Origin of the sequence: Cupriavidus sp. H39 (assembly GCF_050271075.1) — a bacterium.
GTDB classification, from domain to species: Bacteria; Pseudomonadota; Gammaproteobacteria; order Burkholderiales; family Burkholderiaceae; genus Cupriavidus; species Cupriavidus necator_B.
Genome location: NZ_CP189846.1, coordinates 902,293 through 926,634, shown reverse-complemented (window position 1 = coordinate 926,634; position 24,342 = coordinate 902,293). Strand labels below are relative to the sequence as shown.

The 24,342-nt window shown below is 69.4% G+C and carries 21 protein-coding genes; 9 read left to right on the top strand and 12 right to left on the bottom strand.

Annotated features, from left to right (window positions below; genetic code table 11):
* The first annotated feature begins 12 nt into the window (after positions 1 to 12).
* Entirely contained in the window at positions 13 to 786 is a 774-nt protein-coding gene (gene cobA / locus ACOCMH_RS04735; RefSeq protein ID WP_427308014.1) for a uroporphyrinogen-III C-methyltransferase, read from the top strand.
* Positions 787 to 864: 78 nt separating this feature from the next.
* Here the strand turns inward: cobA and pobA are convergent, their stop codons facing one another.
* Entirely contained in the window at positions 865 to 2,034 is a 1,170-nt protein-coding gene (gene pobA, locus ACOCMH_RS04730; RefSeq protein WP_427308013.1) for a 4-hydroxybenzoate 3-monooxygenase, read from the bottom strand.
* 126 nt (positions 2,035 to 2,160) lie between these two features.
* Between pobA and ACOCMH_RS04725 the strand changes: the two genes are divergently transcribed.
* The gene (locus ACOCMH_RS04725) at positions 2,161 to 3,048 is read left to right on the top strand and encodes a helix-turn-helix domain-containing protein (protein WP_427308012.1); all 888 of its coding nucleotides are present in this window, start codon (positions 2,161 to 2,163) and stop codon (positions 3,046 to 3,048) included.
* A 4-nt stretch (positions 3,049 to 3,052) separates the two neighbouring features.
* Here the strand turns inward: ACOCMH_RS04725 and pcaD are convergent, their stop codons facing one another.
* The 4 genes from pcaD to pcaH all read right to left on the bottom strand — a co-directional run bounded on the left by pcaD (position 3,053) and on the right by pcaH (position 7,049).
* Positions 3,053 to 4,228 carry a 3-oxoadipate enol-lactonase gene (gene pcaD, locus ACOCMH_RS04720; protein WP_427308011.1) on the bottom strand — a complete coding sequence of 392 codons (1,176 nt, stop codon included), beginning with the start codon at positions 4,226 to 4,228 and terminating at the stop codon, positions 3,053 to 3,055.
* A 94-nt stretch (positions 4,229 to 4,322) separates the two neighbouring features.
* Complete coding sequence (locus ACOCMH_RS04715) at positions 4,323 to 5,702, bottom strand: 3-carboxy-cis,cis-muconate cycloisomerase (protein WP_427308010.1); 1,380 nt, start codon at positions 5,700 to 5,702, stop codon at positions 4,323 to 4,325.
* Positions 5,703 to 5,773: 71 nt separating this feature from the next.
* Positions 5,774 to 6,343, bottom strand: coding sequence for a protocatechuate 3,4-dioxygenase subunit alpha (pcaG, locus tag ACOCMH_RS04710; protein ID WP_427308009.1), 570 nt, complete (start codon positions 6,341 to 6,343; stop codon positions 5,774 to 5,776).
* A gap of 4 nt (positions 6,344 to 6,347) precedes the next feature.
* Positions 6,348 to 7,049, bottom strand: a complete 702-nt coding sequence (pcaH, locus tag ACOCMH_RS04705; protein ID WP_427308008.1) for a protocatechuate 3,4-dioxygenase subunit beta — start codon at positions 7,047 to 7,049, stop codon at positions 6,348 to 6,350.
* 94 nt (positions 7,050 to 7,143) lie between these two features.
* Between pcaH and ACOCMH_RS04700 the strand changes: the two genes are divergently transcribed.
* Entirely contained in the window at positions 7,144 to 8,097 is a 954-nt protein-coding gene (locus ACOCMH_RS04700) for a LysR substrate-binding domain-containing protein (protein WP_427308007.1), read from the top strand.
* A gap of 15 nt (positions 8,098 to 8,112) precedes the next feature.
* Here ACOCMH_RS04700 and ACOCMH_RS04695 read toward each other — a convergent pair whose 3' ends face one another.
* Positions 8,113 to 9,492 (bottom strand): MFS transporter, encoded by a 1,380-nt coding sequence (locus ACOCMH_RS04695; protein ID WP_427308006.1) that lies wholly within the window; start codon positions 9,490 to 9,492, stop codon positions 8,113 to 8,115.
* 424 nt (positions 9,493 to 9,916) lie between these two features.
* On the opposite strand from ACOCMH_RS04695, the gene ACOCMH_RS04690 reads away from it, so the two are divergent.
* Positions 9,917 to 10,126, top strand: a complete 210-nt coding sequence (locus tag ACOCMH_RS04690; RefSeq protein WP_116341694.1) for a DUF2905 domain-containing protein — start codon at positions 9,917 to 9,919, stop codon at positions 10,124 to 10,126.
* A 15-nt stretch (positions 10,127 to 10,141) separates the two neighbouring features.
* Here the strand turns inward: ACOCMH_RS04690 and ACOCMH_RS04685 are convergent, their stop codons facing one another.
* From ACOCMH_RS04685 to ACOCMH_RS04675, 3 genes are all read right to left on the bottom strand, one after another.
* Positions 10,142 to 12,094: a methyl-accepting chemotaxis protein gene (locus ACOCMH_RS04685; protein ID WP_427308005.1), complete on the bottom strand. Its 1,953-nt coding sequence runs from the start codon at positions 12,092 to 12,094 to the stop codon at positions 10,142 to 10,144.
* 205 nt (positions 12,095 to 12,299) lie between these two features.
* Positions 12,300 to 13,562, bottom strand: a complete 1,263-nt coding sequence (locus ACOCMH_RS04680) for a phospholipase D-like domain-containing protein (RefSeq protein ID WP_427308004.1) — start codon at positions 13,560 to 13,562, stop codon at positions 12,300 to 12,302.
* Positions 13,563 to 13,671: 109 nt separating this feature from the next.
* Positions 13,672 to 14,682 (bottom strand): LysR family transcriptional regulator, encoded by a 1,011-nt coding sequence (locus tag ACOCMH_RS04675; protein ID WP_427308003.1) that lies wholly within the window; start codon positions 14,680 to 14,682, stop codon positions 13,672 to 13,674.
* A 105-nt stretch (positions 14,683 to 14,787) separates the two neighbouring features.
* Here ACOCMH_RS04675 and ACOCMH_RS04670 point away from each other — a divergent pair, with 105 nt between their 5' ends.
* Positions 14,788 to 16,008 (top strand): MFS transporter, encoded by a 1,221-nt coding sequence (locus ACOCMH_RS04670; protein ID WP_427308002.1) that lies wholly within the window; start codon positions 14,788 to 14,790, stop codon positions 16,006 to 16,008.
* A gap of 13 nt (positions 16,009 to 16,021) precedes the next feature.
* On the opposite strand, the gene ACOCMH_RS04665 is transcribed toward ACOCMH_RS04670, so the two are convergent.
* Together ACOCMH_RS04665 and ACOCMH_RS04660 are read right to left on the bottom strand one after the other, a co-directional pair.
* A complete protein-coding gene (locus ACOCMH_RS04665; RefSeq protein ID WP_427308001.1) occupies positions 16,022 to 17,905 on the bottom strand; it encodes a sensor histidine kinase in 1,884 nt (627 codons plus the stop codon).
* A 5-nt stretch (positions 17,906 to 17,910) separates the two neighbouring features.
* Positions 17,911 to 18,579, bottom strand: coding sequence for a response regulator (locus ACOCMH_RS04660; protein ID WP_427308000.1), 669 nt, complete (start codon positions 18,577 to 18,579; stop codon positions 17,911 to 17,913).
* Positions 18,580 to 18,964: 385 nt separating this feature from the next.
* On the opposite strand from ACOCMH_RS04660, the gene ACOCMH_RS04655 reads away from it, so the two are divergent.
* The 3 genes from ACOCMH_RS04655 to xth all read left to right on the top strand — a co-directional run bounded on the left by ACOCMH_RS04655 (position 18,965) and on the right by xth (position 21,768).
* Positions 18,965 to 19,534, top strand: coding sequence for an OB-fold protein (locus tag ACOCMH_RS04655; protein WP_427307999.1), 570 nt, complete (start codon positions 18,965 to 18,967; stop codon positions 19,532 to 19,534).
* 297 nt (positions 19,535 to 19,831) lie between these two features.
* Positions 19,832 to 20,893, top strand: a complete 1,062-nt coding sequence (locus tag ACOCMH_RS04650; RefSeq protein WP_427307998.1) for a BON domain-containing protein — start codon at positions 19,832 to 19,834, stop codon at positions 20,891 to 20,893.
* Positions 20,894 to 20,955: 62 nt separating this feature from the next.
* Complete coding sequence (gene xth / locus ACOCMH_RS04645) at positions 20,956 to 21,768, top strand: exodeoxyribonuclease III (protein ID WP_427307997.1); 813 nt, start codon at positions 20,956 to 20,958, stop codon at positions 21,766 to 21,768.
* Here xth and ACOCMH_RS04640 read toward each other — a convergent pair.
* Positions 21,765 to 22,715: a LysR substrate-binding domain-containing protein gene (locus ACOCMH_RS04640; RefSeq protein WP_427307996.1), complete on the bottom strand. Its 951-nt coding sequence runs from the start codon at positions 22,713 to 22,715 to the stop codon at positions 21,765 to 21,767. The two genes, xth and ACOCMH_RS04640, sit on opposite strands and share 4 nt — an antisense overlap.
* A 117-nt stretch (positions 22,716 to 22,832) precedes the next feature.
* Here ACOCMH_RS04640 and ACOCMH_RS04635 point away from each other — a divergent pair, with 117 nt between their 5' ends.
* The gene (locus ACOCMH_RS04635; protein WP_427307995.1) at positions 22,833 to 24,287 is read left to right on the top strand and encodes an amidase; all 1,455 of its coding nucleotides are present in this window, start codon (positions 22,833 to 22,835) and stop codon (positions 24,285 to 24,287) included.
* Positions 24,288 to 24,342: the final 55 nt, after the last annotated feature.

The following is a 24,342-nucleotide window of genomic DNA, read 5'->3' as shown; positions in this document are numbered from 1 at the left end:
CAGGAGTCCAACATGCATCCACCGCTAAAGCCCGGCAAGGTCTGGCTGGTCGGGGTCGGCCCCGGCAGCGCGGACCTGGTCACGGTACGCGCCACGCGCGCGCTGGCCGCGGCCGAGGTCTGGCTGGTCGATGACCTGGTGTCGCCGGAAATGGCCGCCTATGCCAGACCGGGCACCCATGTGGAGTGGGTCGGCAAGCGCGGCGGGCGCTGCTCGGTGAGCCAGCAGCGCATCCAGCAGCTGACGCTGCAGCACGCGCTGGCCGGCCGCACGGTGGCGCGCGTCAAGGGCGGCGATCCGCTGCTGTTCGGGCGCGGCGGGGAAGAAGCCGCATTCCTGCGCGGCCACGGGCTGGACGTCGAGATCGTCAACGGCATCAGCAGCGGCATGGCCGCCGCGCAGGCGCTGGGCATTGCGCTGACGCATCGCGCGCACTGCCACGGCGTGACCTTCGTTACCGGCCATACCAGCGCGCACGGTTCGCCCGACTGGCAGGCGCTGGTGCGTGGCGGCACCACGCTGGTGATCTACATGGGCATGAGCCGCATCGCGGCGATCCGCGACGGCCTGCTGGCAGCGGGCATGGCTGCCGGCGTGCCGGCGGCGGTGGTGATGCACGCCGGCAGCGACCAGGCGCGCAGCTGGACCGGCTCGCTCGGCACGCTCGCCGACTCGCTTGCAGCCGGGCTGGCAAGCCCGGCGGTGGTGCTGGTTGGCGGGGTGGTCGCGGACGCGCTGCCGGCAGTGGCGACGATGGCCGCGGGCGCGGGCCCGCTGGCCGCATAGATTGGAACCCGCGCGCCAGGCGCAGGGAAGGGGATGGGCTTTAGGCGATGCAAGGCGCGGCAATGCCGCCTTTCCCGTTCAATACGGCAAGCCTGCATAGTTCTCCGCCAGCATCCGCGATGCCGCCTCCGACCCCACCAGATAGTCCAGCTCGGCCCGCTGCATGCGCAGCGCAAACGGATCCGCGTCCGGGAAGCGATGCATCAGCGAAGTCAGCCACCATGAAAAGCGCTCGGCCTTCCAGATGCGGCGCAGGCAGCGCGCCGAATAGGCGTCCAGCTCGCGCTTGTCGTCATGCCGGCAGGCAGCGATCAGTCCGTCGGCCAGGGTCAGCACGTCGCTGGCCGCCAGGTTCAGTCCCTTGGCGCCGGTGGGCGGCACGATATGCGCGGCATCCCCAGCCAGGAACAGGTTGCCGAAGCGCATCGGCTCGCAGACAAAGCTGCGCAATGGCGCGATGCTCTTCTCGATGCTCGGTCCCGTCACCAGCGACTGCGCCGACCGCGGATCGAGGCGGCGGCGCAATTCGTCCCAGAAACGGTCATCGGGCCAGTCCTCCACGCGCTCGCTCGACGGCACCTGTACGTAGTAGCGGCTGCGCGTGCGCGAGCGCATGCTGCACAGCGCGAAGCCGCGTTCGTGGCTGGCGTAGACCAGTTCGTCCGCCACCGGCGGTGTTTCCGAGAGGATGCCAAGCCAGCCGAACGGATAGGCGCGCTCGAACACCTGCGTGGCGGTACGCGGCACGCTCTGGCGGCTGACTCCATGGAAGCCGTCGCAGCCGGCGATGTAGTCACAGTGGATCTCGTGTGCCACGCCGTCCTTCCGATAACGGACCACCGGCCTCGCGCCCTCGAACTCATGCAGGCTGACATCCTGCGCGTCGTAGACGGTGGCGATGCCCGCTTGCTGCCGTGCCGCCATCAGGTCGCGCGTGACCTCGGTCTGGCCGTAGACGGTCACGTTGCGGCCGACCAGCGCGTGCAGGTCGATGCGATGCCGCTGGCCATCGAAGGACAGCACGATGCCGTCGTGCACCAGCCCTTCCTCATGCAGCCGCGCCGCCACCCCCGCGCGTTCCAGCGCGGCGACGGTCACGCTTTCGAGGATGCCGGCGCGGATGCGCCCCAGCACGTATTCCGGACTGCGTTGCTCGACGATAACGTTGTCGACTCCCCCCTTGGTGAGCAACTGCCCTAGCAACAGGCCGGCCGGGCCGGCGCCGATGATGGCAACCTGGGTGCGCATGTCTTGTCTCCTTGTGGATATCGTTCTGCCGGCGCTAACGATAGTCGCCGCAGGGTCGCTGCGGAATGGACAGACCGAACCAATGACAGGACAATCGGAACATTGCTGGTAAACACTGACGCCCCCGTGAGACCTGTCCCGACCTACTCGCTGTACGGCGTGAATTCGTCCGCGCCGCTGTCCGACCAGCTGCATTTCGAGTCCATCGCGGCGCGCAGCCGCCTGCACGGGTGGGAGATCAAGCCCCACCGGCATGAGCGCTTCCTGCAAATTCTGTACATTCATGCGGGTGGCGGGGAAGCCCTGCTAGAAGCGCGCCGTGAGCCGTTGCGCAGCGGCTCGCTGGTGACGATGCCGCCGCGGCACGTCCACGGCTTCGTGTTTACGCCGGACACTGACGGCATGGTCGTCACCATGACCGACAGCCACCTGCGCACGCTGCTGGCGGGCGTGCCGGATGCGCTGCCGCTGTTCGAACACCCGCGCCACGACCGCGTGCGGCGCGGTCACGCGCTGGCGCAGGCGCTGGCGCTGTTTCGCGGGGAGATGGAAGCCGTGTCCGCCTGGCGCGGGGCGGCGCTGTCGGCGCTGCTGACGCTGGTGCTGATCGGCATGGCGCGGCTGGCCAATGCCTCGCAGCCAGCGGCCGCGCGCAGCGGCAGTCGCCCGGCGCGGCACTTCCAGCACTTCCAGCAACTGCTGGAATCGGACTACCGCGAGCAGAAAGAGATCGGCCACTATGCCGGCGCAATCGGCATCACGCCCACGCAGCTCAACCGCGTGTGCCGCCAGGCCTCGGGACAGTCTGCGCTGCAGATGATCCACGCGCGCGTGCTCGCCGAAGCGCAGCGCGACCTGCTCTTCAGCGACCTGGAAATCAAGCACATCGCGCTGTCGCTCGGTTTCTCCGATGCGGCGTACTTCTCGCGCTTCTTCGCGCGGCTGGTGGGTCAGGCGCCCACGGAATTCCGGCAAGCGGGACGGGCCCGGCTGCCGGCGTTCGCAGTCCGCTGATGGCTCAGGCTGGCGGGTCCATCGCGGCGAAGATTTCCTCCGCCATGTGGAAGGCCGAATTCGCCGCCGGCACACCGCAATAGATCGCCGCCTGCAACAGCACTTCCTTGATCTCGTCGCGCGTCACGCCGTTGTTGGCGGCTGCGCGCAGATGGAGCTTCAGTTCGTCCGGGCGGTTCAACGCCACCATCATGGCGATGGTCAGCAGGCTGCGCGTATGGCGCGGCAGGCCTTCGCGCGTCCAGATCTCGCCCCAGGCGTAGCGCGTGATCAGGTTCTGGAATTCTTCGTTGAGCGGCGTCAGCCGCGCCAGCGAACGATCGACATGCGCGCTGCCGAGCACCTCGCGCCGCACCGAGAGGCCGGCGTCATAGCGGGCGTGGTCGTCGCTCACGGGCAGGCGGCCGCGCACGAAATCGACCAGTGCGGTGGTGAAGCGGCCCGGCTGCTCGAAGCTTGAGATATGCGCGGCAGGCAATTCGATAAAACGCGCGCCGGGAATCGCATCGGCCAGCGCGCGGCCTTCCTGCGCGGTGGTCGATGGGTCATGGCTGCCGGCGATGACCAGCACCGGCACCGGGATCGACGACACCGTCTCGCGGAAGTCGGCGTCGCGCACCGCCGCGCAGTTGGCCGCATAGCCGCGCGGATCGAGTCCCGCCAGCACGCCGCGCAAACCGTCGAGCGCGCGGTCTGCCGAGGCGGCAAACCCCGGGGTGAACCAACGCTCGACCGAGGGCGCGACCATCACGCCCATGCCGTCGCGCAGGACGGTGTCGATGCGCGCGTTCCATCCCTGCGCGTTGCCGATCTTTGCGGCGGTATTGGCCAGCACGATGCGGGAGAAGCGCCCGGGCGCATGGATGCCCAGCCACATCCCGGTGAGGCCACCCATCGAGAGGCCGCAGAACACGGCCTGGCCGATGCCCAATACGTCCAGGATGGCGATCACGTCCTGGCCGAGTTGTTCCACCGTGAAGGCGTCGCCCGGTGCGCTGGATCGGCCTTGCCCGCGGGTGTCGTAGCGCACCACGCGAAAGCGCCCGGCCAGCGCGGCGGCCTGAGGCTGCCACATGGTGTGATCGGTGCCGAGCGAGTTGGAGAAAATGATGGCCGGTGCCGACTCGGGGCCGTCGACGGTATAGAATAGGCGCGCGCCGGCGTGGTCTAGATAAGGCAAGGTGGTCTCCCTGACTTGATGTTGGTTATTGGTGAATCTGCGGCGTCGGGCCTGGCAAACGCCGGCCCAGCAGGCCATCGTGCCGATCGCGCATTCAATGCCTCGCCACCGCTTCCCGCCACGCCGCTACCGCCGCATCCGCGAACTGCACCGACTGCCCCGCATAATTGGCCGGATCCGCCAGCCGGTCCAGCGCCGCCGCATCCAGCAACCCGGCGAGCGCGCGGTCTTCGCGCAGCAGCGCCGCCAGCGCGTCGCGCAGGCTCGTGCCCTGCTCCACCGCGCGCCGCGAGGCGTTCTCTACCAGCTTGTGCGCCGGCAACCGGCCGATGCGGGCACCCAGCGCCAGCATCGCGGCCTCGCCAAGAATCAGCCCATGCGTGAGATCGAGATTGGCCCGCATGCGCGCCGCATCGACCTGCAGCCCGGCGACCACCTCGCCCATCTGGCGCAGCGCGCCCGCGGCCAGCGTGACGATCTGGGGCAGCGTGTCCCATTCCGCCTGCCAGCCGCCCAGCGCGCGCTCGTGCTCCTGCACCATGCCTGACAGCATGGTGGCCACCAGCGGCGGCACGCGCACCGATGCCGTCAGCACTGCCGCGCAGCCGACCGGATTGCGCTTGTGCGGCATGGTGCTGGAACCGCCGCGGCCGGGCCCGTCGGGCTCGGCCACCTCCGCCACCTCGGTTTGCATCAGCAGCGAGAGGTCGCGTGCCATCTTGCCGAGCGTGCCGGTCAGCATGCCGAGCGTGGTGGCAACTTCGACCACCCGGTCACGATGCGCATGCCATGGCAGCATGGGTGCGACCAGGCCCAGCTCGCGGGCCAGTGCCGCGGTTACGCCGGGCGCGGCGTCGCCAAGGCTGGCAAGCGTGCCCGCGGCGCCGCCGAACTGCAGCGCACGGGCCTGCGCGCGCGCCGCAGCCAGACGGGCGAGGTCGCGGCGCAGCGCGTCGAGCCAGCCGGCAGCCTTGCAGCCAAAGGTGGTCGGCAGTGCATGCTGCAGCCAGGTGCGCGCCACCATCGGCGTGGCGCGATGCGCGCTGGCCAGCGCGGCGCAGGCGTCGCCCAGGCGGACCAGGTCGGCCTCGAGCACGCGCAGCCCGTCGACCAGCTGGAGAACCAGCGCGGTGTCGACGATGTCCTGGCTGGTGGCGCCCCAGTGCACGAAGCGCGCCGCATCGGCATCGCGCGCAGCCACGGCGGCGGTCAGTTGCCTGACGAAGGGAATGGCGAGATTGCCGGCGGCGACCGCGGCCTGGGCCAGCGCATCGCGGTCGATGGTGCCGACGTCGCGGCAGACTGCGGTGATGACTGTCGCGGCGGCGGCCGGGATCACGCCGCATTGCGCTTCGGCGCGCGCGAGCGCGGCCTCGACGGCAAGCATGCGTTGCACGGTGCCGGCGTCGGAGAAGATGTCCAGCACGGCGGGGCTGCCGGACATGGGATCGGTGAGACGCGTGACGGTTGGCATGGGGGCGATCGGTAGGGGTCGTGGCGATAACGACCATCTGGTTATGCGTCTGTCGCCGCCGGCGCGGCGGGTCAGATATCGAAGAACACCGTTTCGTCCGGGCCTTGCAGCACGATATCCCAGCGCAGCGTGCCGTTGCCGGCATCGTTGCCAACCAGCGTGCCGCGCCGCCCGGCCGGCACCAGCGCCAGCACCGGGTCGGCCGCATTGGCCGCGGTCTCGTCCGGAAAGTACATGCGCGTGGCAACGTGCCTGACCAGTCCGCGCATGAACACCGACACCATGAGGTGCGGCGCCTGCGGCCGGCCGTCGGCACCGGGCACGGCGCCCGGCTTGACGGTGACGAAGCGGAACGACCCGTCAGCCTCGGTCGGCACGCGGCCGAAGCCGGTAAAGCCGGGCACCAGCGGCAGCTCGCGCGTGTCTTCGGCGTGGCGGTAGCGGCCGGCGGGATTGGCCTGCCAGATCTCGACCATGCCGTCCGGCACGGGCTCGCCGTTGCCGTCGGTGACGCGGCCTTCGATCACGATGCGCTGGCCGGCCAGTGCCGGCGCGCTGGCGGTCAGGTCGGCGCAGTTCAGCCCGCTCAGGCCGATATGGAGATAAGGACCGACGGTCTGGGATGCGGTGGCGTAAAGCATGGTCTTACTCCATCGGCGTGGCATCGCGGCCACGCAGCACGATATCGAAACGGTAGCCGAGCGCGTATTCGGGCTGGGTAGTCTCCCAGTCGAGGCTGGCGATGAGCCGGTCGCGCGCCTTCTGGTCCGGCACGCAGTTGAAGATCGGGTCGAACGGCAGCAGCGGATCGCCGGGGAAGTACATCTGCGTCACCAGCCGCGTGGCGTAGGCGTTGCCGAACAGCGAGAAGTGGATATGCTGCGGCCGCCAGGCGTTGTGGTGGTCGCGCCAGGGATAGGCGCCGGGCTTGATGGTCTTGAACCGGTAGTGCCCGTTGGCGTCGGTGACGGTGCGGCCCTCGCCGGAGAAATGCGGGTCCAGCGGCGCGTCATGCTGGTCGCGCTTGTGCACGTAGCGGCCGGCCGCGTTGGCCTGCCACACCTCGATCAGCGCGTTCGGCACCGGCCGGCCATTCTCGTCGAGCACGCGGCCGGTCACGAAGATGCGCTCGCCAATGGGTTCGCCGCCATTGCCGGCGGTCAGGTCGTTATCCCCTTCGCGGACAAACTCGGGGCCGAAGGTGGGACCGGTCACTTCGGACAGCGACTGCGGCAACGCAATCAGCGGCTGGCCAGGCGAGCGCTTCTGCGTGGACGCGTAGGGGTCGAAGCGGTATGCGGGCTGGGTGTCCCAGTAGGGACGGCGATACTGGGCAAGGCGGGTCATTGCGCAGTCTCCTTGTGGTTGGAATGGAATGACTTTAAGCAACACATAAAGTCATGTAAATTAAGTTTTCTGAGAATTCCGATAACTTTCAGGCATGAAAACCACCGCCCCGCCCGCGCTCGAGGTCTTCCGCAACCGGGTGCGGCTGCGGCATCTCTATTGCTTCGTGGCGGTGTCGCAGACCCAGCACCTGGGCCGTGCCGCCGACCGCCTGGGGCTGACCCAGCCAGCCGTGTCCAAGACCCTGAGCGAGCTGGAGGAGCTGACCGGCACACGCCTGCTGGTGCGCCAGCGCGCGGGCACCGAACTGACCACCGCCGGCACGCGCTTCCTGCGGCACGCGCTGCGCATCCTCGCGGATATCGATGCGGCGGCCGACAGCATGGCCGGCGAGCAGGCGCAGCCCCAGGAGCGCATCCGGCTGGGCGCGCTGCCCAGCGTCGTGCCCGCGGTGCTGACCGATGCCTTGCTGCGCTTCCGTGCCGCGCATCCGGAGGTGGGGCTGGCCGTCCAGACCGGCATGAACCGCAGCCTGATCGACCAGCTCAAGGCCGACGTGCTGGATCTGGTCATTGGCCGGATGGACGACCCGGTGGCGATGGAAAGCCTGTGGTTCGAATCGCTCGGCCCGGACTCGCTGGCCCTGGCGGTGCGCCCCGGGCATCCTGTAGCCGCCATATCGCGGCCGACCTTGCTGGACGTGCTGGCATGGCCGCTGGTGATCCCCGCCGCGGGCTCGATCCCCCGCCACAACACCGAAAGCCTGCTCGCCCGCCACGGCCTGCCCCTGCCGGGCGGCTGCGTGGAAACCTCGGATGCCTACCTCGGACGCCTGCTGGCCCGCCACAGCGACTGCGTGTGGGCGGCGCCGCTGTCCGCCGCGCAGCGCGCGGTGGCCGAGGATGAGCTGGTCCTGCTGGCGCTCGATACGCAGGGCACGGAGGAACCGATCGGCCTGCTGCGGCACGGCGACCGCACGCTCAGCCCGATGGCTGAAGCGCTGGCGGACTGCATCCGCGCCGCGGCCCGGCCGCTTGCCGCTCATTGAACGATCAGTGGATGCTCAGTGCGCCGCCACGCCTGCGCTGCCGGCGGCGTCGCGATCCGGCGCACGGCTGCCGCTGACATGCTTGACCACCAGCGCACCGGCGGCCAGGAATGCCGGCACCGTGAGCAGCGTAAAGATGGTGTCGAAGCCAAGATGCAGGCGCAGCAGTTCGGCACCGAGCAAGGCCCCGGCGATGCCACCGAAGCGGCCGATGCCCAGCATCCACGCCACCCCGGTGGCACGGCCCTGGGTCGGGTAGAACGCCGCCGCCAGCGAAGGCATCGACGACTGCGCGCCGTTCATGGCGGTGCCGGCAAGGAAGATCAGCACGCCAAGCAGCACCTGGCTGCCGGTCCCGTGCCCCACGGCGTAGATCAGCACGCCGGTGGCTGCGTAGGTGATGGCGATCACCTTGTTCGGATTGAAGCGGTCCATGAACCAGCCCGCCGCGATGGTGCCGATGCCGCCGCCCAGCGGGAACAGCGCCGTCAGGAATGACGCGTGCTGGATCGAGAAGCCGGCGTCCTTCATCAGCGTGGGCATCCAGCTCGTCAGCAGGTAGAAAATGACCAGGCCCATGAAGTAGGTGCACCACAGCATCGCCGAACCCAGGCGGTAGCCGGGAGCCAGCACGGTGCCGACGGCGGAGCGGGTGGCGGGCGCCTGTTCGCCGATGATGAAGGCGTTCGCCTCACCCACGTCCGCGCCGGTCATGCGGCGCAGCAGCTGGCGGATCCGGTCGGCCGGATAGTTGCGCAACACCATGTAGCGCACCGATTCAGGCAGCAGCACCACCAGCAGCAGCGCGAGCGCAAGCGGCACGATGCCGCCGAGCAGCAGCACGCTGTGCCAGCCGAAGTGCGGGATCATCGCGGCGGCGACAAAGCCACCGGCGGCGGAGCCGAGCGGAAAGCCGCAGAACATGGTGTTCACCAGCACGGCGCGGCGGCGTTGCGGTGCGAACTCGGCGGTCAGCGTCACGGCATTGGGCATGGCGGCGCCCAAACCCAGGCCGGTCAGGAAGCGCAGCACCGTCAGCCAGCCCAGGGTGGGAGCGAAGGCCGTGGCCAGGCTGCAGGCGCCAAAGAAGAAGACCGACAGCACCAGCACCTTCTTGCGGCCGATGCGGTCGGCCAGCGGCCCGGCAAAGATCGCGCCGAAGGCGAGGCCAAACAGCGCGGCGCTCATGACGGGCCCGAGGGCCGACTTCTCGATCCCCCAGTCCTGCACCAGCGCCGGCGCGATATAGCCGATGGCGGCGGTATCGAAGCCGTCTACGGCTACCACCAGGAAGCAAAGCACAAGGATAAGCCACTGGTAACCAGTGAATCGCTGTCCGTCGATCAGGGCCTGGACGTCCACGACGCCAGCCTTGGAGGGGAGGGATTGGGGCACTGTTGTCTCCGTCTGCCTTGGAAATCGCGCACTCGCGATTGTTCTAATAGCGAACTCACGTTCTCTAATTGAACGAATCTTAGGCAACGGGCACCTGGGCCAAGAATTGGCGTTAACCCGGCAAAAATGCGTCGGCCGGTGCGACGGAATTCACTACGAATTCTCTATTTTCCCGCTCTTTAAACGAATCTCGATGTGGCTCGCGGCACTTCCTTCCAACCATTGGCTTATGCATGAAATTTTCCATTAAGCATAGGAAGGCAGATAAGGAAATTTCATGTAAAAAGCGCCAGTCTTCAATTTACATTCCAGAACCTCTGAAACATCCCAGCATGCTGACCGGCTGGGCTCGCGCAACGGGCTGGAATCAATGCGTCGAATCGCCGGTCAAACGCCTCAAAGAGGGCCTCGCGATTTCCTTCCCATGCAACGCCTCCTCCTTATCCTGGGCGCCGTGCTGCTTGCCGCCGGCGCCGCCTGGCCCTGGCTGTCCAGGCTGCCGTTCGACCGCCTCGGCCGCCTGCCCGGCGATATCCATATCGTCCGCGACGGCTTCAGCTTCTACCTGCCCATCACGACCTGCATCCTGGTGTCGGTAGTGGTCTCGGTCGTGATCTGGCTGCTGCGGCGCTGAGCCGCGCCCGCGTCATCAGGCCGCCTGCGCCTCAGTGCGGAACACCGCCATCGCGCGCTGCATCTGCTGCGCCTGCGCCTGCAGCGACTGCGCCGCGGCGGCCGCCTCCTCCACCAGCGCGGCATTCTGCTGCGTGACCTGGTCCATCTGCGCCACCGCCTGGTTGACCTGGCCGATGCCCGTGCTCTGCTCGCGCGAGGCCTGGCTGATGTCATCCATCATCGCCGTCACCCGGCCGATGGCGGCGACGGTGCCGGCCATCGTCGCGGCAACGTCCAGCGCCAGCGTATTGCCCGCGGCCACGCGCTCGCCGGATTGCGAGATCAGCATGCGGATCTCCTTGGCCGAGGCGCCGGCGCGCTGCGCCAGCCCGCGCACCTCGCTGGCCACCACCGCGAAGCCGCGGCCGGCCTCGCCGGCGCGCGCGGCTTCCACCGCCGCGTTCAGCGCCAGGATATTGGTCTGGAACGCGATGCCGTCGATCACCGCGATGATGTCGGCGATGCGCCGCGAATCGGCGTCGATCGCCTGCATGGTCTGCTGCATGCGCCCGACCGCGTCGCCGCCAGCGCGTGCCGCAGCGGACGCCTCGCGCGCCAGCGCGCTGGCCTGACCGGCGTTGCTGGCATTCTGCTGCACCGTGGCGGTCAGCTGCTCCATGCTGGCCGCGGTCTGCTCCAGCGACGACGCCTGTTCCTCAGTGCGCTGCGACAGGTCGATATTGCCCTGTGCGATATCGCCCGCGGCGGCCAGCACGTTGTGCGCGCCGGCCTTGGTGTCGCCGATCAGGCCGCGCCAGCCTTCGGCCAGCGACAACAGGTGCCGCTTGATCTCGCTCAGTTCGTCGCGCCCGCGCACCGCGAGGCGCACGGTCAGGTCGCCCGCGTTGATGCGCGCGACCATCCCGGCGACCTGGCGCACGTCGGCGCGCATGCCGCGGCTGAAGCCGATGAACAGGTAGAACGCGGCACCCACCGTCACCAGCGCAACGCTGGCCAGCCACGCGAATTGCCGCGCCTGCGCGGCGGCACGCTGCGCCAGCATCTCAGCGGCGATGGCGACGAACGCCTGGCTGGCGTCCGCGACGCCTTCGATGGCGGCGGTGGCTTCGTCGAAATAGGCCCTGGCATCGATGCCGATGCCGCCCGCACCCAGCATGCGCAACCGGAGCGTGCGCTGGAAGCGGTCCATCGCGCCCAGCCGCGCCAGGGCGGCGTCGATGCGTGCCCGGTAAGCGGGCGAGGCCTTGCCCACGCGCGCGATGTCGCGCCGTATCGTGTCCAGGCCGGCATCGATCTGTTCGTACAGCGCGCCCAGTCCCGCCTGCTGGGTGGCATCGGCATAACCGCCCTGCGCGATGATGCCGGCGCCGCGGCCACGCGCCAGCGCGCTCAGCTCAGCCAGTCGCGGCATCGCCCCCGCCAGCAGGCTGACCAGATAGTACGAGCCGGTTTCACCGTCCAGCGTCAGTTGCGAGCGCTCGGCCACGTCGGCGATATACGCCTGCGTTTGCCGCACCAGCGCGCTATGGCGCTCGAACAGCGGCCCTGCCTGGCTATCCAGGCCGAGCCCGCGCAATTGCTGCCAGTCCTGCTCCAGCTGGCGCATGCCGGGCGCGAGGCCGAAGTCAGGATTCTGCGCAATGCCGCGCGCCAATGCGGCCAGGCTGGCCGCCGCCTTTGCGTCGGCCTGGTCGAACCTGGCGCGGAAGGCGGCGTTGCCAGACAGCACCGCATGCGCGGCGCCACGCCGGACCTGGGTCTCGCGCATGAAGTCGAGCGTGTCCCCCACCACCGCCAGCCCGCGGATTTCCTGGCCGGTGGTGCGGCGCGCCTGCGCGGCATCGCCCAGCACCACGGACAACGCACCGCCCAATGGCAGCAGGAACAACACGGCGATCAGCGCCAGTTTGCGCTGGATATTCAGGCGCGCCATCAGGCGCTCGGCAGGAAGAAAAAGGGCAGGCATCGATCGTCACAGAGGGGCTTGGTTTCCCTGCTATCGGCCCGGATTTTCGCGGCTGAAGCGCAGGCGGCCGCCTTTTTGACGATGCGCAAATGCGGTGCAATAAAAGGGCTGAAATGGGGCGGAATACGCACCGGGCCAGAGCCTGGCGCACCCTTGCGGGGCCGCGTCGGCGACGCCTGCTATCGCGTCCGTAAGCCGGGCCCGGTCACAGCTGAGCGCCGATCAGCGAGGCCAGCCGGTCGCGCAGTCGCTCGCGCCATGGCCGGTTGAGCCAGGCCTCGAAGGTCATGGGGCGCGACAGCTTCAGGTCTGCTTCGAAGATCCGGGTCTGTTGCGCCGCAAATGCCGGGTCAAGGATATTGAGCGTGGCTTCGTCATTGAGCCGGAACGACCGGTTGTCGAAGTTGGTGGACCCGACCGAGACCAGCAGTTCGTCCACGATCAGCACCTTGCAGTGGTACATGGTGGGCGCGTATTCGGCGATCAGCGCGCCGGCCTTCAGCAGATCGCCCCAGCGGGCGCGCGACGCGGAACGCACGGCTTCCGAGTCGATATGCTCGCCCGGCACGATCACCCGCACCCTGACGCCTCTTGCCAGCGCCGCCAGCAAGGCCTTCTCGGTCAGCGCATCCGGCACGAAATACGCCGCCGACAGGTCGATGCTGCGCGCCGCCGCGGTGATCGCCAGGTGGTACATCAGCGCCATGCTCTCGCTGCCGCCCGTCGGCGAACTGCTGAACATCTGGGCCCGGCCTTGCCCGACCGGCGGCAGTTCGGGAAAGTAGTCGGGGCCATGCGGCACCGCGCCGCTGATCTTGATCCAGTTGTCCAGGAACACCGACTGCATCTGCCCGACCACCGGGCCTTCCACCTCGAAATGCGTATCGCGCCAGTGGTCGGGATCCTGCGCATGGCCGGTCCACTCCGGCGCGATGCCGACGCCGCCGGTGAAGCCGATCCTGCCGTCGACGACCAGCACCTTGCGGTGGGTGCGGTTGTTCAGCTTGCCGACGGTGTACCAGCGCACCGGATGGTAGTGGCGCACATCCACGCCGGCCTCCGTCATCAGTGCGAGCGCGGCCTTGTCGATCTTGGAGCTGCCGACCGCGTCCAGCAGCACCTTGACGCTGACGCCGGCCCTGGCGCGCTCGGCCAGGGCCTGGGCGAAGTCATGGCCGATGTCGCCGGACCAATAGATATACGACTCGAAATTGATGGTCTTTTGCGCGGCGCGGATCGCGCCCAGCATCGCCGGAAAGATCTCGTCGCCATTCCTGAGCACGCGGTAGCGGTTGCCGTCGAGCACGGGCGGGCCCAGCAACACACCCAGTTCACGGGCGAACTGCGGATCTTCCAGGCTGTAAAGGCGATCGAGGCGGCGCTCGATGCGTTTCTCGCCGCCGATCAGGTTGTAGGCAACGATGCCCGCCAGGGCAAGCAACACGACGGCGGCGGCAAAGGCAAACATTCGGCCCCTTGTTCGAAACCTGGGAAAGACGCGGCGGATCACGCAGGCACCATGAGGTCGAGGCGCGGGGCGGCCCGCGGCAGAGGTAGTGGCCGATACAGGATAGGCGTTATCGGCGCGCTTGTGGCATCCCGCGCGGCATGCGCGCCCGTTCGACCATGCCGGCGGTCGGGATGGCTTGCCGCATGGCGTCGGCGAATAAACGCAGCTTGGCCGGATAGAAGCGCGCATGCGGATAGACCAGGTAGATCGGCAACGGCTCGGCCTGCCATTGCGGCAGCAGGTGCAACAGCCTGCCGCTGGCGATGTCGTCGGCAAAGATCCACGACGAGCCGACGGCAACGCCCAGCCCCAGCCGGGCCGCCGCATGCAGCGCGTACAGGCTGTCCGTGCTCATGCGCGGCGCGAAGGCCAGGCCCTGGCGTGCCTGGGTCTGCAGGTTCTGCAGCACGATCTCGTTGCGGTAGAAGGTGCGTAGTGCCAGCCATGGCAGGCTTTCCAGGTCTTGCGGGCGGCGCGGCAGCGGCTTGCCGTCGAACAACGACGGCGCGGCGATGACCGCGCGCGGCACTTCCGCCAGGCGCACGGCCACCAGGCCGGGCTCATGCACCTCGCCCACATGGATCGCGCAATCGATGGCTTCGGCGATGAAATCCGGGGTGCGGTCGTGCAGCAGCCATTCCACCGCGACCTGCGGGTATTGCCGCAGGAAGTCTGCCAGCGGGCCCACCAGCAACTCCTGCCCGAACGCGTGCGGCACCACCACGCGCAGCGTGCCGCTGGGCGCATGGCCCACGCCGCGCACGTCGGTCTCGAACCTGGCCCAGTCGGCCACCAGTTCGCGCGCGCGCTCGTAGCAGCGCGCGCCGTCTTCAGTCAGCTTCATCGCATGCGTGGAACGCTGCAGCAGGCGCACGCCCAGCAGGCGTTCCAGCGTCTGCAGGCGCCGGCTGACGGTGGGCTGGGTGGTCTGCAGCTGCGCGGCGGCCTGCGACAGGCTGCCGGCCTCGACGATGCGCACGAAGGTCTGCATCAGTTCGATCCGGTCGGGGCCGGGCGCGCCGCGTGGCGCAGCCATGGCGTGTGCGGTGGTGGGGGCGGCGGCTGGCTGGCGTTTCATACGCGTCTCGTATAGCCATTGTTCATCCGGCACCTCTACCAGAATCGGCGCGCGCGGACAACACTTCGGGCCATCCCAACTTTGCCGCGCACCGCGCAAACCGCCATGTCCCCCGTTCCCGCCACCTCGCCCGCCGCCACGCTGGACAACCCTGCCGTGCCAGCGCGGCTGGTCATGCTGCTTGCCACCGGCGCCGGGCTCGCGGTGGCTTCGCTGTACTACAGCCAGCCCATGCTCGGCGTGATGGCCCCGGACCTGCACGCCAGCGATGCCACCACCGGTGCCATCCCGACCCTGACGCAGCTTGGCTACGCGCTGGGCATCCTGCTGCTGGCGCCGCTCGGCGACCGCTATGACCGGCGCCATATCATCGTGGCCAAGGCGGTGGCGCTGGCGGGCGCGCTGCTGCTGGCGGGCCTGGCGCCGGGCATTGGCATGCTGCTCGGGTCCAGCCTGGTGGTGGGCCTGTCCGCCACGCTGGCGCAGGACATCGTGCCGGCCGCCGCCGCGCTGGCACCGGCCGCGCAGCGCGGCAAAGTGGTCGGCAACGTGATGACCGGACTGTTGCTGGGCATCCTGCTGTCGCGGGTGGTCAGCGGCTTCGTCGCCGCGCATTTCGGCTGGCGCGCGATGTTCCTGCTGGCTGCGGCCAGCATCGTGGCGGTGGCGCTGGTCGCCCGGCGCCAGTTGCCGCGCTTGGCCCCCGCCACGGCGCTGCCGTATCGGGCCCTGCTGGCCTCACTGGGGGCATTGTGGCGGGCGCATGGCGCGCTGCGCCGCGCGGCGCTGGCGCAGGGACTGCTTGCGGTCGGGTTCAGCGCGTTCTGGTCCACGCTGGCGGTGATGCTGCACGGCGCGCCGTTCCACCTGGGCAGCGAGGCCGCCGGCGCGTTCGGCCTGGCCGGTGCCGCCGGCGCGCTGGGTGCGCCGCTGGCCGGCCGCCTGGCTGACCGCGGCGGTCCCGAACGGGTGACGCGCGCTGGCGCGGCGCTGGCGGCGCTGTCGTTTGCCGCCATGCTGCTGAGCCCCCTGCTGGCGCCGCAGGCGCAGCTGTGGCTGATCGGCGCCAGCGCCATCGGCTTCGACCTGGGCGTCCAGGTGGCACTGGTCGCGCACCAGACCATCGTCTATGGCATCGATCCGGGTGCGCGCAGCCGCCTCAATGCCGTACTGTTCGTCTGCATGTTCACCGGCATGGCCGCCGGCGCGGCGCTGGGCAGCGTGGCGCTGGCGCGCTTTGGCTGGACCGGCGTGGCCGCGCTGGCCACCGCCGCGGCGCTGGCCGCGCTGGCGGTGCGGCTGTTGGCGAAGGGCGCGGCGCGGTGAGACGGGGCCGGCCTTATGCCGCGGGCGCGGTCCCTTCCCCTGGGGCGCCCGCCTCATCGCCCTGCGCCGGCGCCAGCGGCACCTCCACCGTCAGCGCCGTGCCGCCGGGCGCCGAGCGGATCCGCAACTGGCCGCCGATCGCCGCGGCGCGCACCTGCATGTTGCGCAAGCCGCGCCCGCCGCGCGTGGCCTCGGTATCGAAGCCACGGCCGTCGTCGGCCAGCGTGATGCGGATCGCCTGCGCGCCCGGGTCCGCCTGGGCGGTCACGGTCAGCGCGCGCGCCGCGGCGTGCTGCAGCACGTTGGTGATGCCTTCGAGCAGCAGGTACTGCAGTTCCTGCACCTTGCGCGCGGAGAAATGGGGCAGCGTGGGCAGGCGCTCTACCTCCCAGTGGATCTCCAGCCCCGCATCGGCGATGCGCGGCCCCAGCCGGTAGCGCAGGTTGCCCAGCACCGCGGCCAGATCACCGCCGGTGTCCTGCATGGCGTCGATGGAAAGCTTCAGCGAATCCAGCGCATGCCGCACCTGCGTGGCAACCTCCGAACCGCTGGCCTTGCCCGACTCCAGCATCGACAAGGTGGTAACCAGCTGGCTGCCCAGCCCGTCGTGCATATCGCGCAGGATGCGCCCGCGCTCGCGCAGCGCGGTTTCCTCGGCGTCAATCTTTTGCGTGCGCGCAAACGCCGCGCGCAGTTGCGCCTCGCGCTGCGCGACGCGCTCGGTCAGCACCTGGTTGGCGTTCTGCAGGCTCTGCACCGCGCTGGTATAGCGTTCGACCAGCATCCACGCCATCACCACGCTGAACGGCACCGAGACATAGCGGGTCATGGAATGCACCCAGTAATAGTCGCCGGTCAGCCAGACCTTGATCCAGTCGGCCAGGAACAGCACCGCCGACACACCGACGGTGACCGCCAGCAGCGTGGCCTCGCGGCTGGGCCGGCGCAACGCGCCCCACACCATCGCGCCGGCCACGGTCAGGATGATGCCGACCTTGACCAGCCAGCTCAGCGGAAACACCAGCGGATGGCTGGAGATGGCGGCCAGCGGCGCGATCACCGGCAGCGCCAGCCACAGGTAGGCGTTCAGGGTGCGATGCAGCCAGCGCCACGGCACCCGGATCACCAGCAGGCAGAACCTGGCGATGGCGCCCAGGAACACTTCGCGCGCGGCGGCGACGATATAGCCGCGCAATTCCGCGGGGATGGCCAGGTCATCGACAAAATAGTCGAGCAGGCGCACGCTCCACGCAATCTCGGCCAGCCCGTACAGGCCGAACAGCGGATCGCGCTGGCGCCACCAGATCAGCAGGGCCAGGCCACCCAGCACGACGCTGAGCACCGCCGCGATCAGCGGGCCGACCACCCGCAGCAGGAAGGCCCGCTCATACTGCGCGCGCACCTCGGCGGCCGGGCCCACCGTCACCGGCAGCAGGCCCGAGCGCGCGTACGCGCGCGCCGCCACGGTGATGCGCAGCAGGTTGCCGTGCGCGTTCGCCAGCTCGGGCGGCACGGCGACGTAATAGGGTCGCTTGGCCAGCGCCGACGACGGCGCGTCCAGGCGCCCGCCGGCGGCGAGCAGTACCCCGTTGAGGCGCACCTCGTAGCTGCCCCCGGCCCAGGGCACGAACAGTCCCCCGGGCGCCGCGCCGGGCCAGTTGCGATCGAAGCGCAGTTCGTACACCACCGTGCCGGACTGGCCCGGCATGACGCGGTCCCAGTAGTCGGGCAGCGTCAGCGCGCGCGCCGCCAGCACGGTGCCGTCGTCCAGCGTGCCCGAGCGCGTGGCTTCCGCCAGCGCCATCGTGTCCGCCGCCGCGATGCCAGGCCGCAGCAGGCAGGCGCACGCCAGCAGCACGGCAAACAGGATGCGGAAAAGGCGCGGCCAGAACAGCATGGCGCCTACAAGGACTTGAGCAAACCCAGCTTGGCGGCCTCGAACACGGCCTCGCCGCGCGAGCGCACGGCCAGCTTGCCGTAGATGTTCTTGATGTGCGATTGCACGGTATGCACGCTCAGCCCCAGGTAGCGGGCGGTTTCGGCGTAGGTATAGCCGCGCGAGATCAGGTCCAGGATCTCGTTCTCGCGCACCGACAGCACCACCGCGCCGGCGGCATCGCGCGCCGTCGCCTCCGGCGGCGCGCCGCGCAGCCGGTTCACCACCTGCCGCGCGATCAGCGGGCTCATCGGCGAGCCGCCCGCGCGCAGTTCGCCGATGGAGGCGGCAATGCGGTCGGTGGTTTCATCCTTGAGCAGGTAGCCGATGGCGCCGGCCTCGATGCTGGCCAGCACATGCTGGTCGTCGCCGAACACGGTCACGACCATGCAGTCGCAGGCGGGATAGCGCTTGCGCGTGGCGCGGATCACGTCGATGCCGCTGCCGTCGGGCAGGCCAAGGTCGCACAGCAGCACGTCGGGCGGGTGCTGCGCCAGCCACGCCAGCGCCTCCGCCACGGTAGAGGCGCAGCCCGCCACCGCGGCATCCGCTGCATGCAGGTCGACCGCCTGCACCAGCCGGCGCAGCGCCAGGGGGTCGTCTTCGACGATGAGGACTGTTGTTGTGCTTGCCATGCCTGTATTCCCGAGCCACGCCGCGGTGCGCCCCCTGTGTTGCCGCGCTGTGCGCAGGGGGCGCCGGCACGACGGCGGATTCTGACATATCCCGCCCGCGTTCGGACGGCCCGGCGGCCGCTTCAGGGTAAACGCCGCCCCTATCCATCGCACGGCGGCGCCGCTTGCGCATCCCATATCCTGGGGAGGCGCGGGAGCGGTCCGGTTGCTGGCGGGGGGCGGCCAGGCCAACCCCGTTCGGGGGATACCCGTGCGCTTTTATTGACCGTTGTAGCGCTTTTGGCAGTTCTGTTGGTTTTTGCAAGATGTACGCATACAATGCCCCGGCGTCGGCCGATAGAGCTGGCGGACCTGGAGAAGAAGCAAAATGCAGACGGGAAAACTGATGGCAGGGTTGGTCCTGGCCGGGTTGCTGGCCGGTTGTGAATCGATGGATGGCGCAATGTCCTCCATCGGCGGCGTGCTCGACGGCACCGGCGACGTGCTCAGCGGCGACTTCCGCATGCTGGCCGACCCCAAGCCGGCGTCGCTCGGCGACATCTGGACGGACTGGAAGAAGAACGAAATCACGGCCAAGAAGAAGTGGGATGCGCAGGCCATCCTGGTCTCGGGCACGGTCTCGCGCATCACCAAGGTGGACGGCCTGAGCCGGTCGGACGACACCATCGCGGTCTACTTCAAGGATTCGGTCAATCCGCAGTGCACCGGCAAGGCGCTGATGCGCTATGCGATGCTGGTCAACCAGAAGAAGATCAGCAACCTGCAGACCGGGGACAAGATCAACGTGACCGGCGTGCTGGCGACCAGCGATTCCGAGATGTACAACAGCAGCAACAAGGAATGCTATTTCGCCTTCGCCAAGTCGAAGATCGAAGCCGCGCCGGTGAGCACGGCAACCCCATCCAAGGCCGCCACCAGCACCAAGGCTAAATCGACAAAGACCAGCAAGAAGTAATCTGGCCAACGCGGAACGGGCGCCGGCGCTGTCACCCGATCGGCCGCTGGGCGCCGCACCGCATCGTTTGCGTACCGCTCCGCGTGGCGACACCGCCGCATTCCGCCGCGCAGGCTGCATCCCTTACACGCTCTGAAACCGTTGCACGGCCACCTGTTCGTCGGGTCCCGGCCAGCCGTGGCCGCAAGGCCATCTGCCGCACGGTACGAATCTTGCCCATTGCTGATACCCGCCAGCGGTAAACGGCGCGCTGTTGCGCCGGTTTCCGCACATGGCGTTACTTGTCAGGAAACCAGCATGGGCTACTACTACGATGAGCGTGAAGCGCGCGATCAACGCCAACGCCGCCAGGCATGGGACGACGATGACTGGCAGCCAGAGTCCGAACGCGACCGCTGGCAAGCGCAGCGCAGACGCCAGCAAATGGCCCCGGGCCAGACCAGCTACGGCGGCCCCGCCCGCCCGTCCCGGGAATTCAACGAGCAGTACGGCGCCGGACGCTACCCCGACCACCCGCGCGAAGCGCGCTATGGCAGCAACCTGCGCTACGGCCTGAATGGCGGCTACGGCTGGGAACGCGCCAGCGAATGGCGCGACCCGCAGGCATGGGAACGCGATGACGAATACGCGGAACGGCAGTGGCGCCAGAGTACCGAGCGCGCACGCGAACCGCGCGAGCACTACCAGGGACGTGAGCGCTATGAAACCCGCGGCTCGTCCCGCGACGAAGGCCGCGAGCGCTACTTCAGCGACCTGCGCAGCGACACCCGCTACTGGACGGAACCGGACGACGATGAAGACGAGGCGCGCCGCTACGCGGCGCAGCACAGCCCCGGATATCGCCAGTACGCGCAGCGGCGTGGGTGGGAGACCGATGACTCCCGCGATGACGATCGCGACGACGACCGCGACCACGGCGTGCTCTATAACCTCGGCCGGCGCATCGGCGAGGTCGTGGGCGACTGGTTCGGCACGCCGGACGAGCACGAACGGCGCTCCGGTCCGCGCGGCTACCAGCGCAGCGACGACCGCATCCGCGACCAGATCTGCGAGCGGCTGAGCTACGCGCGCGGGGTGGATGTCAGCGATGTCAGCGTCGAGGTCAGCGAGGGCGTGGTGTCGCTGACCGGCACCGTGCGTGACCGCGGCCAGAAGTACTACATCGAGGACATGGCCGACAGCACCTACGGCGTCAAGGACGTCAACAACGACATCCGCGTGCGCCGCGACAGCGACAGCCCGGGCGCTTCGTCCAGCCGCGCACCGAGCGCAGGCAGCGCAAGCGGCTCGGGCAGTGTGAGCGGCACCACCGCCGGCAGCGCTTCCAGCGCAACCACCGGCAGCACCTGGCGCGCATAAGGCAAGTGGCCGGCGGAGCGTTCCGCCGGCTTTTTTGTTTATCCTGTCACCGCCCGCATCGCATGCCCGCGTCCACACTGAAGATCGCCACCTTCAACATCAATGGCATCCGCAGCCGCGTGGGCGCGCTGTGCCACTGGCTCGCGCGCGAAGCACCGGACATCGTCTGCCTGCAGGAACTGAAGACCGCCGATGACAGCTTTCCCGCGCGCGAGATCCGCGAAGCCGGCTATGGCGCGATCTGGCACGGCCAGAAGTCCTGGAACGGCGTGGCCATCCTGGCGCGCGGGGCGGAACCGGTGGAAGTGCGCCGCGGCCTGCCCGGCGACCCCGACGACAGCCACAGCCGCTATCTGGAGGCCGCGGTCTCGGGCATGGTGATCGGCTGCCTCTACCTGCCGAACGGCAACCCGCAGCCCGGACCGAAGTTCGACTACAAGCTGGCCTGGTTCGAACGGCTGATCGCGCACGCGCAGGAACTGTTCGACAGTGGCCACCCGGTGGTGCTGGCCGGCGACTACAACGTGGTGCCGACCGACCAGGACATCTACAACCCACGCTCCTGGCGCAAGGACGCCCTGCTGCAGCCGGAAAGCCGCGACGCGTACGCGCGCCTGCTGGCGCAGGGCTGGACCGATGCGCTGCGCCAGCGCCATCCCGATGCGCCGATCTACACCTTCTGGGATTACTTCCGCCAGCACTGGCAGACCGACTCCGGCCTGCGCATCGACCACCTGCTGCTGAGCGCCGAGCTGGCGCCGCGGCTGCGCGACGCCGGCGTGGACCGCTGGGTCCGCGGCGAGGACCATCCCAGCGACCATGCGCCGGCCTGGGTGGTGCTGGGTCCGCCGGCACGGCGCAAGCGGGCGGGCTAAGCCACGCCCGAACCGGCCACGCCGGCCAACCCGGCCGCCGCCTCCGCCACCAACTGGTCGCGGACAAATCCCAGGAACGCGCGCACGCCCTCCGGCAGCGTGCGGCCGGCCAGCGTCTGCAGTTCGATGGCACGGCCGCGCATGCCGCGTTCGCGGATGGTCGCGGCATGCAGCTCGCCGCGGCGCACCCGGTCGCCCACGGTCACCGTGCCGGAGATCGACAGGCCGCCGCCGTGCAGCACAAAGCTGGTCAGGGTCTCGAAGTGGTTCGTCACCAGCACCGGCTCGAACACCATGCCGCGCTCGCCGCAGGCCAGGTCGAACAGCTGGCGCACGGTGTTGTCGCCCTCGGGCAGCGCCAGCGGATACGGCTGCATCTGCGCCAGCGTGACGCTGCGAAAGCGCGCCAGCGGATGGTCCGGGCGCATGATGGCGATCACCGGCGCGGCCTGGCGGTGTGCGACGCGGATGCCCTGTTCGGCGGCGCGGCTGTAGGTGATGCCGATATCCGCATCGCCATGCAGCACGATGCCGGTGACATCGGCCGGCGGCGCCACGCGCACGTGGAACTGCAGGCCCGGATAGCGCTGGCGGAACTCGGCGATGACGCGCGGCAGGAACTCGATCGCAAAGCCGGCGGAACTGGCGACCCGCACCCGGCCGCGGCGCAGGCCCTGCAGCGCGGCGATCTCGGACACCACCCGGTCGGCTTCCAGCGCGCCGCGCAGCGCATAGGCCGCCAGCAACTCGCCGGCGGCGCTGGCCACCATGCCGCGCGGGCGGCGGTCAAACAAGGGCACGCCGAGCAGCGCTTCGAGCGCGCCGACCTGCCGGCTCACCGCCGACACGGTCACATTGAGCCGCTGCGCCGCCTCGGTCAGCGAGCCGCTGCGAACCACTTCAAGGAAATAGCGCAGCGAGGTGTCCTGCAGGCGATGCGACAACATGGTGGGGCGGCTCCGGCTGGTTTGCGTTTTACGCAAGGATATTTGAAAAAATCGTCGATTGCGGGAAAGCATGCCCCGCCCGTATGCTTTCCCCGACAACACCGGAGACCTCTCGCCATGGCGATCGCCCAGACCCCTGAATCCATCACTGATCTCGATGCCGTCGCGCTGTCGCGCGCCATCCATGCGCGCGACGTCTCTTGCGTGGAAGTGCTCGAGGCCTTCCTCGCCCAGATCGACCGCCACAATCCCCGCGTCAACGCCATCGTCGCCGCGGTGGACCGCGACACGCTGCGCCGGCAGGCGCGCGGACTGGATGACGAACTGGCGCGCGGCGCCAGCCGCGGGCCGCTGCACGGGTTCCCGCAGGCCCCCAAGGACATCAGCCCAGCCAAGGGCATGGTCACGACCAAGGGCTCGCCCATCTTCGCCGGCCAGGTCAGCGACGCCGATGCCGTGATCTTCGAGCGCATGCGCGCCGGCGGCGCGCTGTTTGTCGGGCGCACCAACTCGCCGGAATTCGGCCTCGGCGGCCATACCTACAACCCCGTCTACGGCACGACCCGCAATGCCTTCGACCCCACCCGCTCCGCCGGCGGCAGCAGCGGCGGCGCCGCGGTGGCGGTGGCCCTGCACATGCTGCCGGTGGCCGACGGCTCGGACATGATGGGGTCGCTGCGCACGCCCGCGGCGTTCAACCATGTGTATGGGCTGCGCACCTCGGTCGGTTGCGTGCCGCACGGCCCGGGCGACGAAGTGTTTTTCCAGCAGTTCAGCGTGGCCGGGCCGATGGCGCGCAACGTGCCGGACCTGGCGCTGCTGCTGTCGGTGCAGGCCGGCTTCGACGCGCGCCTGCCGCTGACGCGCCGCGCCGAGGCGCCCGGCACTTTTGCGCTGCCGCCCGAACGCGACTGGACCGGCGTGCGCATCGGCTGGCTCGGCGACCTGGGCGGGCACCTGCCCACCGAAGCGGGCCTGCTCGACACCTGCGTGCAGGCCCTTGCCCACCTGCGCACGCTCGGCTGCACCATCGACGCCGCGCTGCCGGAATTCGACCTGGAACGCCTGTGGCGCGCCTGGATCGACTTGCGCAGCTTCTCGGTGGCCGGCGCCAACGCGGCGCTGTACCGCGACCCGGCCAAGCGCGCGCTGCTCAAGCCCGAAGCGGTCTGGGAAATCGAACGCGGGCTGGCGCTGGCGGGCACGCGCGTGTACGAGGCCATGGCCGAACGCAGCGCGTGGTACCAGGCGCTGCGCGCGCTGTTCGAGCGCTTCGATTACCTGGTGCTGCCGGCCGCGCAGGTGTTCCCATTCGATGCCGGCTGGGACTGGCCGCATGCCATCGACGGCCGCGACATGGACACCTATCACCGCTGGATGCAGGCGGTGGTGCCGGCCACCATGGCCGGGCTGCCGGCGCTGGCCGCCCCCGCCGGCTTCGGCCCGCAGGGCCTGCCCGCCGGCCTGCAAATCATCGGTCCGGCGCAGGCCGACGCCGCGGTGCTGCAGCTGGGCCATGCCTACGACCAGGCCGGCGGCTTTTCGCGCGTGCGCAGCCCCTGGCTGGGCTGAGCCGGGCAGTGCCGCCCACTTCAGACCGCCCCGCATTGCTTCCGACTGCCTTCTA

Bases quoted from the DNA above. Each gene is read 5' to 3' on its own strand.
- cobA (WP_427308014.1), top strand. From the start codon at position 13: ATGCATCCACCGCTAAAGCCCGGCAAGGTCTGGCTGGTCGGGGTCGGC.
- pobA (WP_427308013.1), bottom strand. From the start codon at position 2,034: ATGCGCACCCAGGTTGCCATCATCGGCGCCGGCCCGGCCGGCCTGTTG.
- ACOCMH_RS04715 (WP_427308010.1), bottom strand. From the start codon at position 5,702: ATGCCAACCGTCACGCGTCTCACCGATCCCATGTCCGGCAGCCCCGCC.
- pcaG (WP_427308009.1), bottom strand. From the start codon at position 6,343: ATGCTTTACGCCACCGCATCCCAGACCGTCGGTCCTTATCTCCATATC.
- pcaH (WP_427308008.1), bottom strand. From the start codon at position 7,049: ATGACCCGCCTTGCCCAGTATCGCCGTCCCTACTGGGACACCCAGCCC.
- ACOCMH_RS04700 (WP_427308007.1), top strand. From the start codon at position 7,144: ATGAAAACCACCGCCCCGCCCGCGCTCGAGGTCTTCCGCAACCGGGTG.
- ACOCMH_RS04690 (WP_116341694.1), top strand. From the start codon at position 9,917: ATGCAACGCCTCCTCCTTATCCTGGGCGCCGTGCTGCTTGCCGCCGGC.
- ACOCMH_RS04685 (WP_427308005.1), bottom strand. From the start codon at position 12,094: ATGCCTGCCCTTTTTCTTCCTGCCGAGCGCCTGATGGCGCGCCTGAAT.
- ACOCMH_RS04680 (WP_427308004.1), bottom strand. From the start codon at position 13,562: ATGTTTGCCTTTGCCGCCGCCGTCGTGTTGCTTGCCCTGGCGGGCATC.
- ACOCMH_RS04675 (WP_427308003.1), bottom strand. From the start codon at position 14,682: ATGAAACGCCAGCCAGCCGCCGCCCCCACCACCGCACACGCCATGGCT.
- ACOCMH_RS04670 (WP_427308002.1), top strand. From the start codon at position 14,788: ATGTCCCCCGTTCCCGCCACCTCGCCCGCCGCCACGCTGGACAACCCT.
- ACOCMH_RS04665 (WP_427308001.1), bottom strand. From the start codon at position 17,905: ATGCTGTTCTGGCCGCGCCTTTTCCGCATCCTGTTTGCCGTGCTGCTG.
- ACOCMH_RS04660 (WP_427308000.1), bottom strand. From the start codon at position 18,579: ATGGCAAGCACAACAACAGTCCTCATCGTCGAAGACGACCCCCTGGCG.
- ACOCMH_RS04655 (WP_427307999.1), top strand. From the start codon at position 18,965: ATGGCAGGGTTGGTCCTGGCCGGGTTGCTGGCCGGTTGTGAATCGATG.
- ACOCMH_RS04650 (WP_427307998.1), top strand. From the start codon at position 19,832: ATGGGCTACTACTACGATGAGCGTGAAGCGCGCGATCAACGCCAACGC.
- xth (WP_427307997.1), top strand. From the start codon at position 20,956: ATGCCCGCGTCCACACTGAAGATCGCCACCTTCAACATCAATGGCATC.
- ACOCMH_RS04640 (WP_427307996.1), bottom strand. From the start codon at position 22,715: ATGTTGTCGCATCGCCTGCAGGACACCTCGCTGCGCTATTTCCTTGAA.
- ACOCMH_RS04635 (WP_427307995.1), top strand. From the start codon at position 22,833: ATGGCGATCGCCCAGACCCCTGAATCCATCACTGATCTCGATGCCGTC.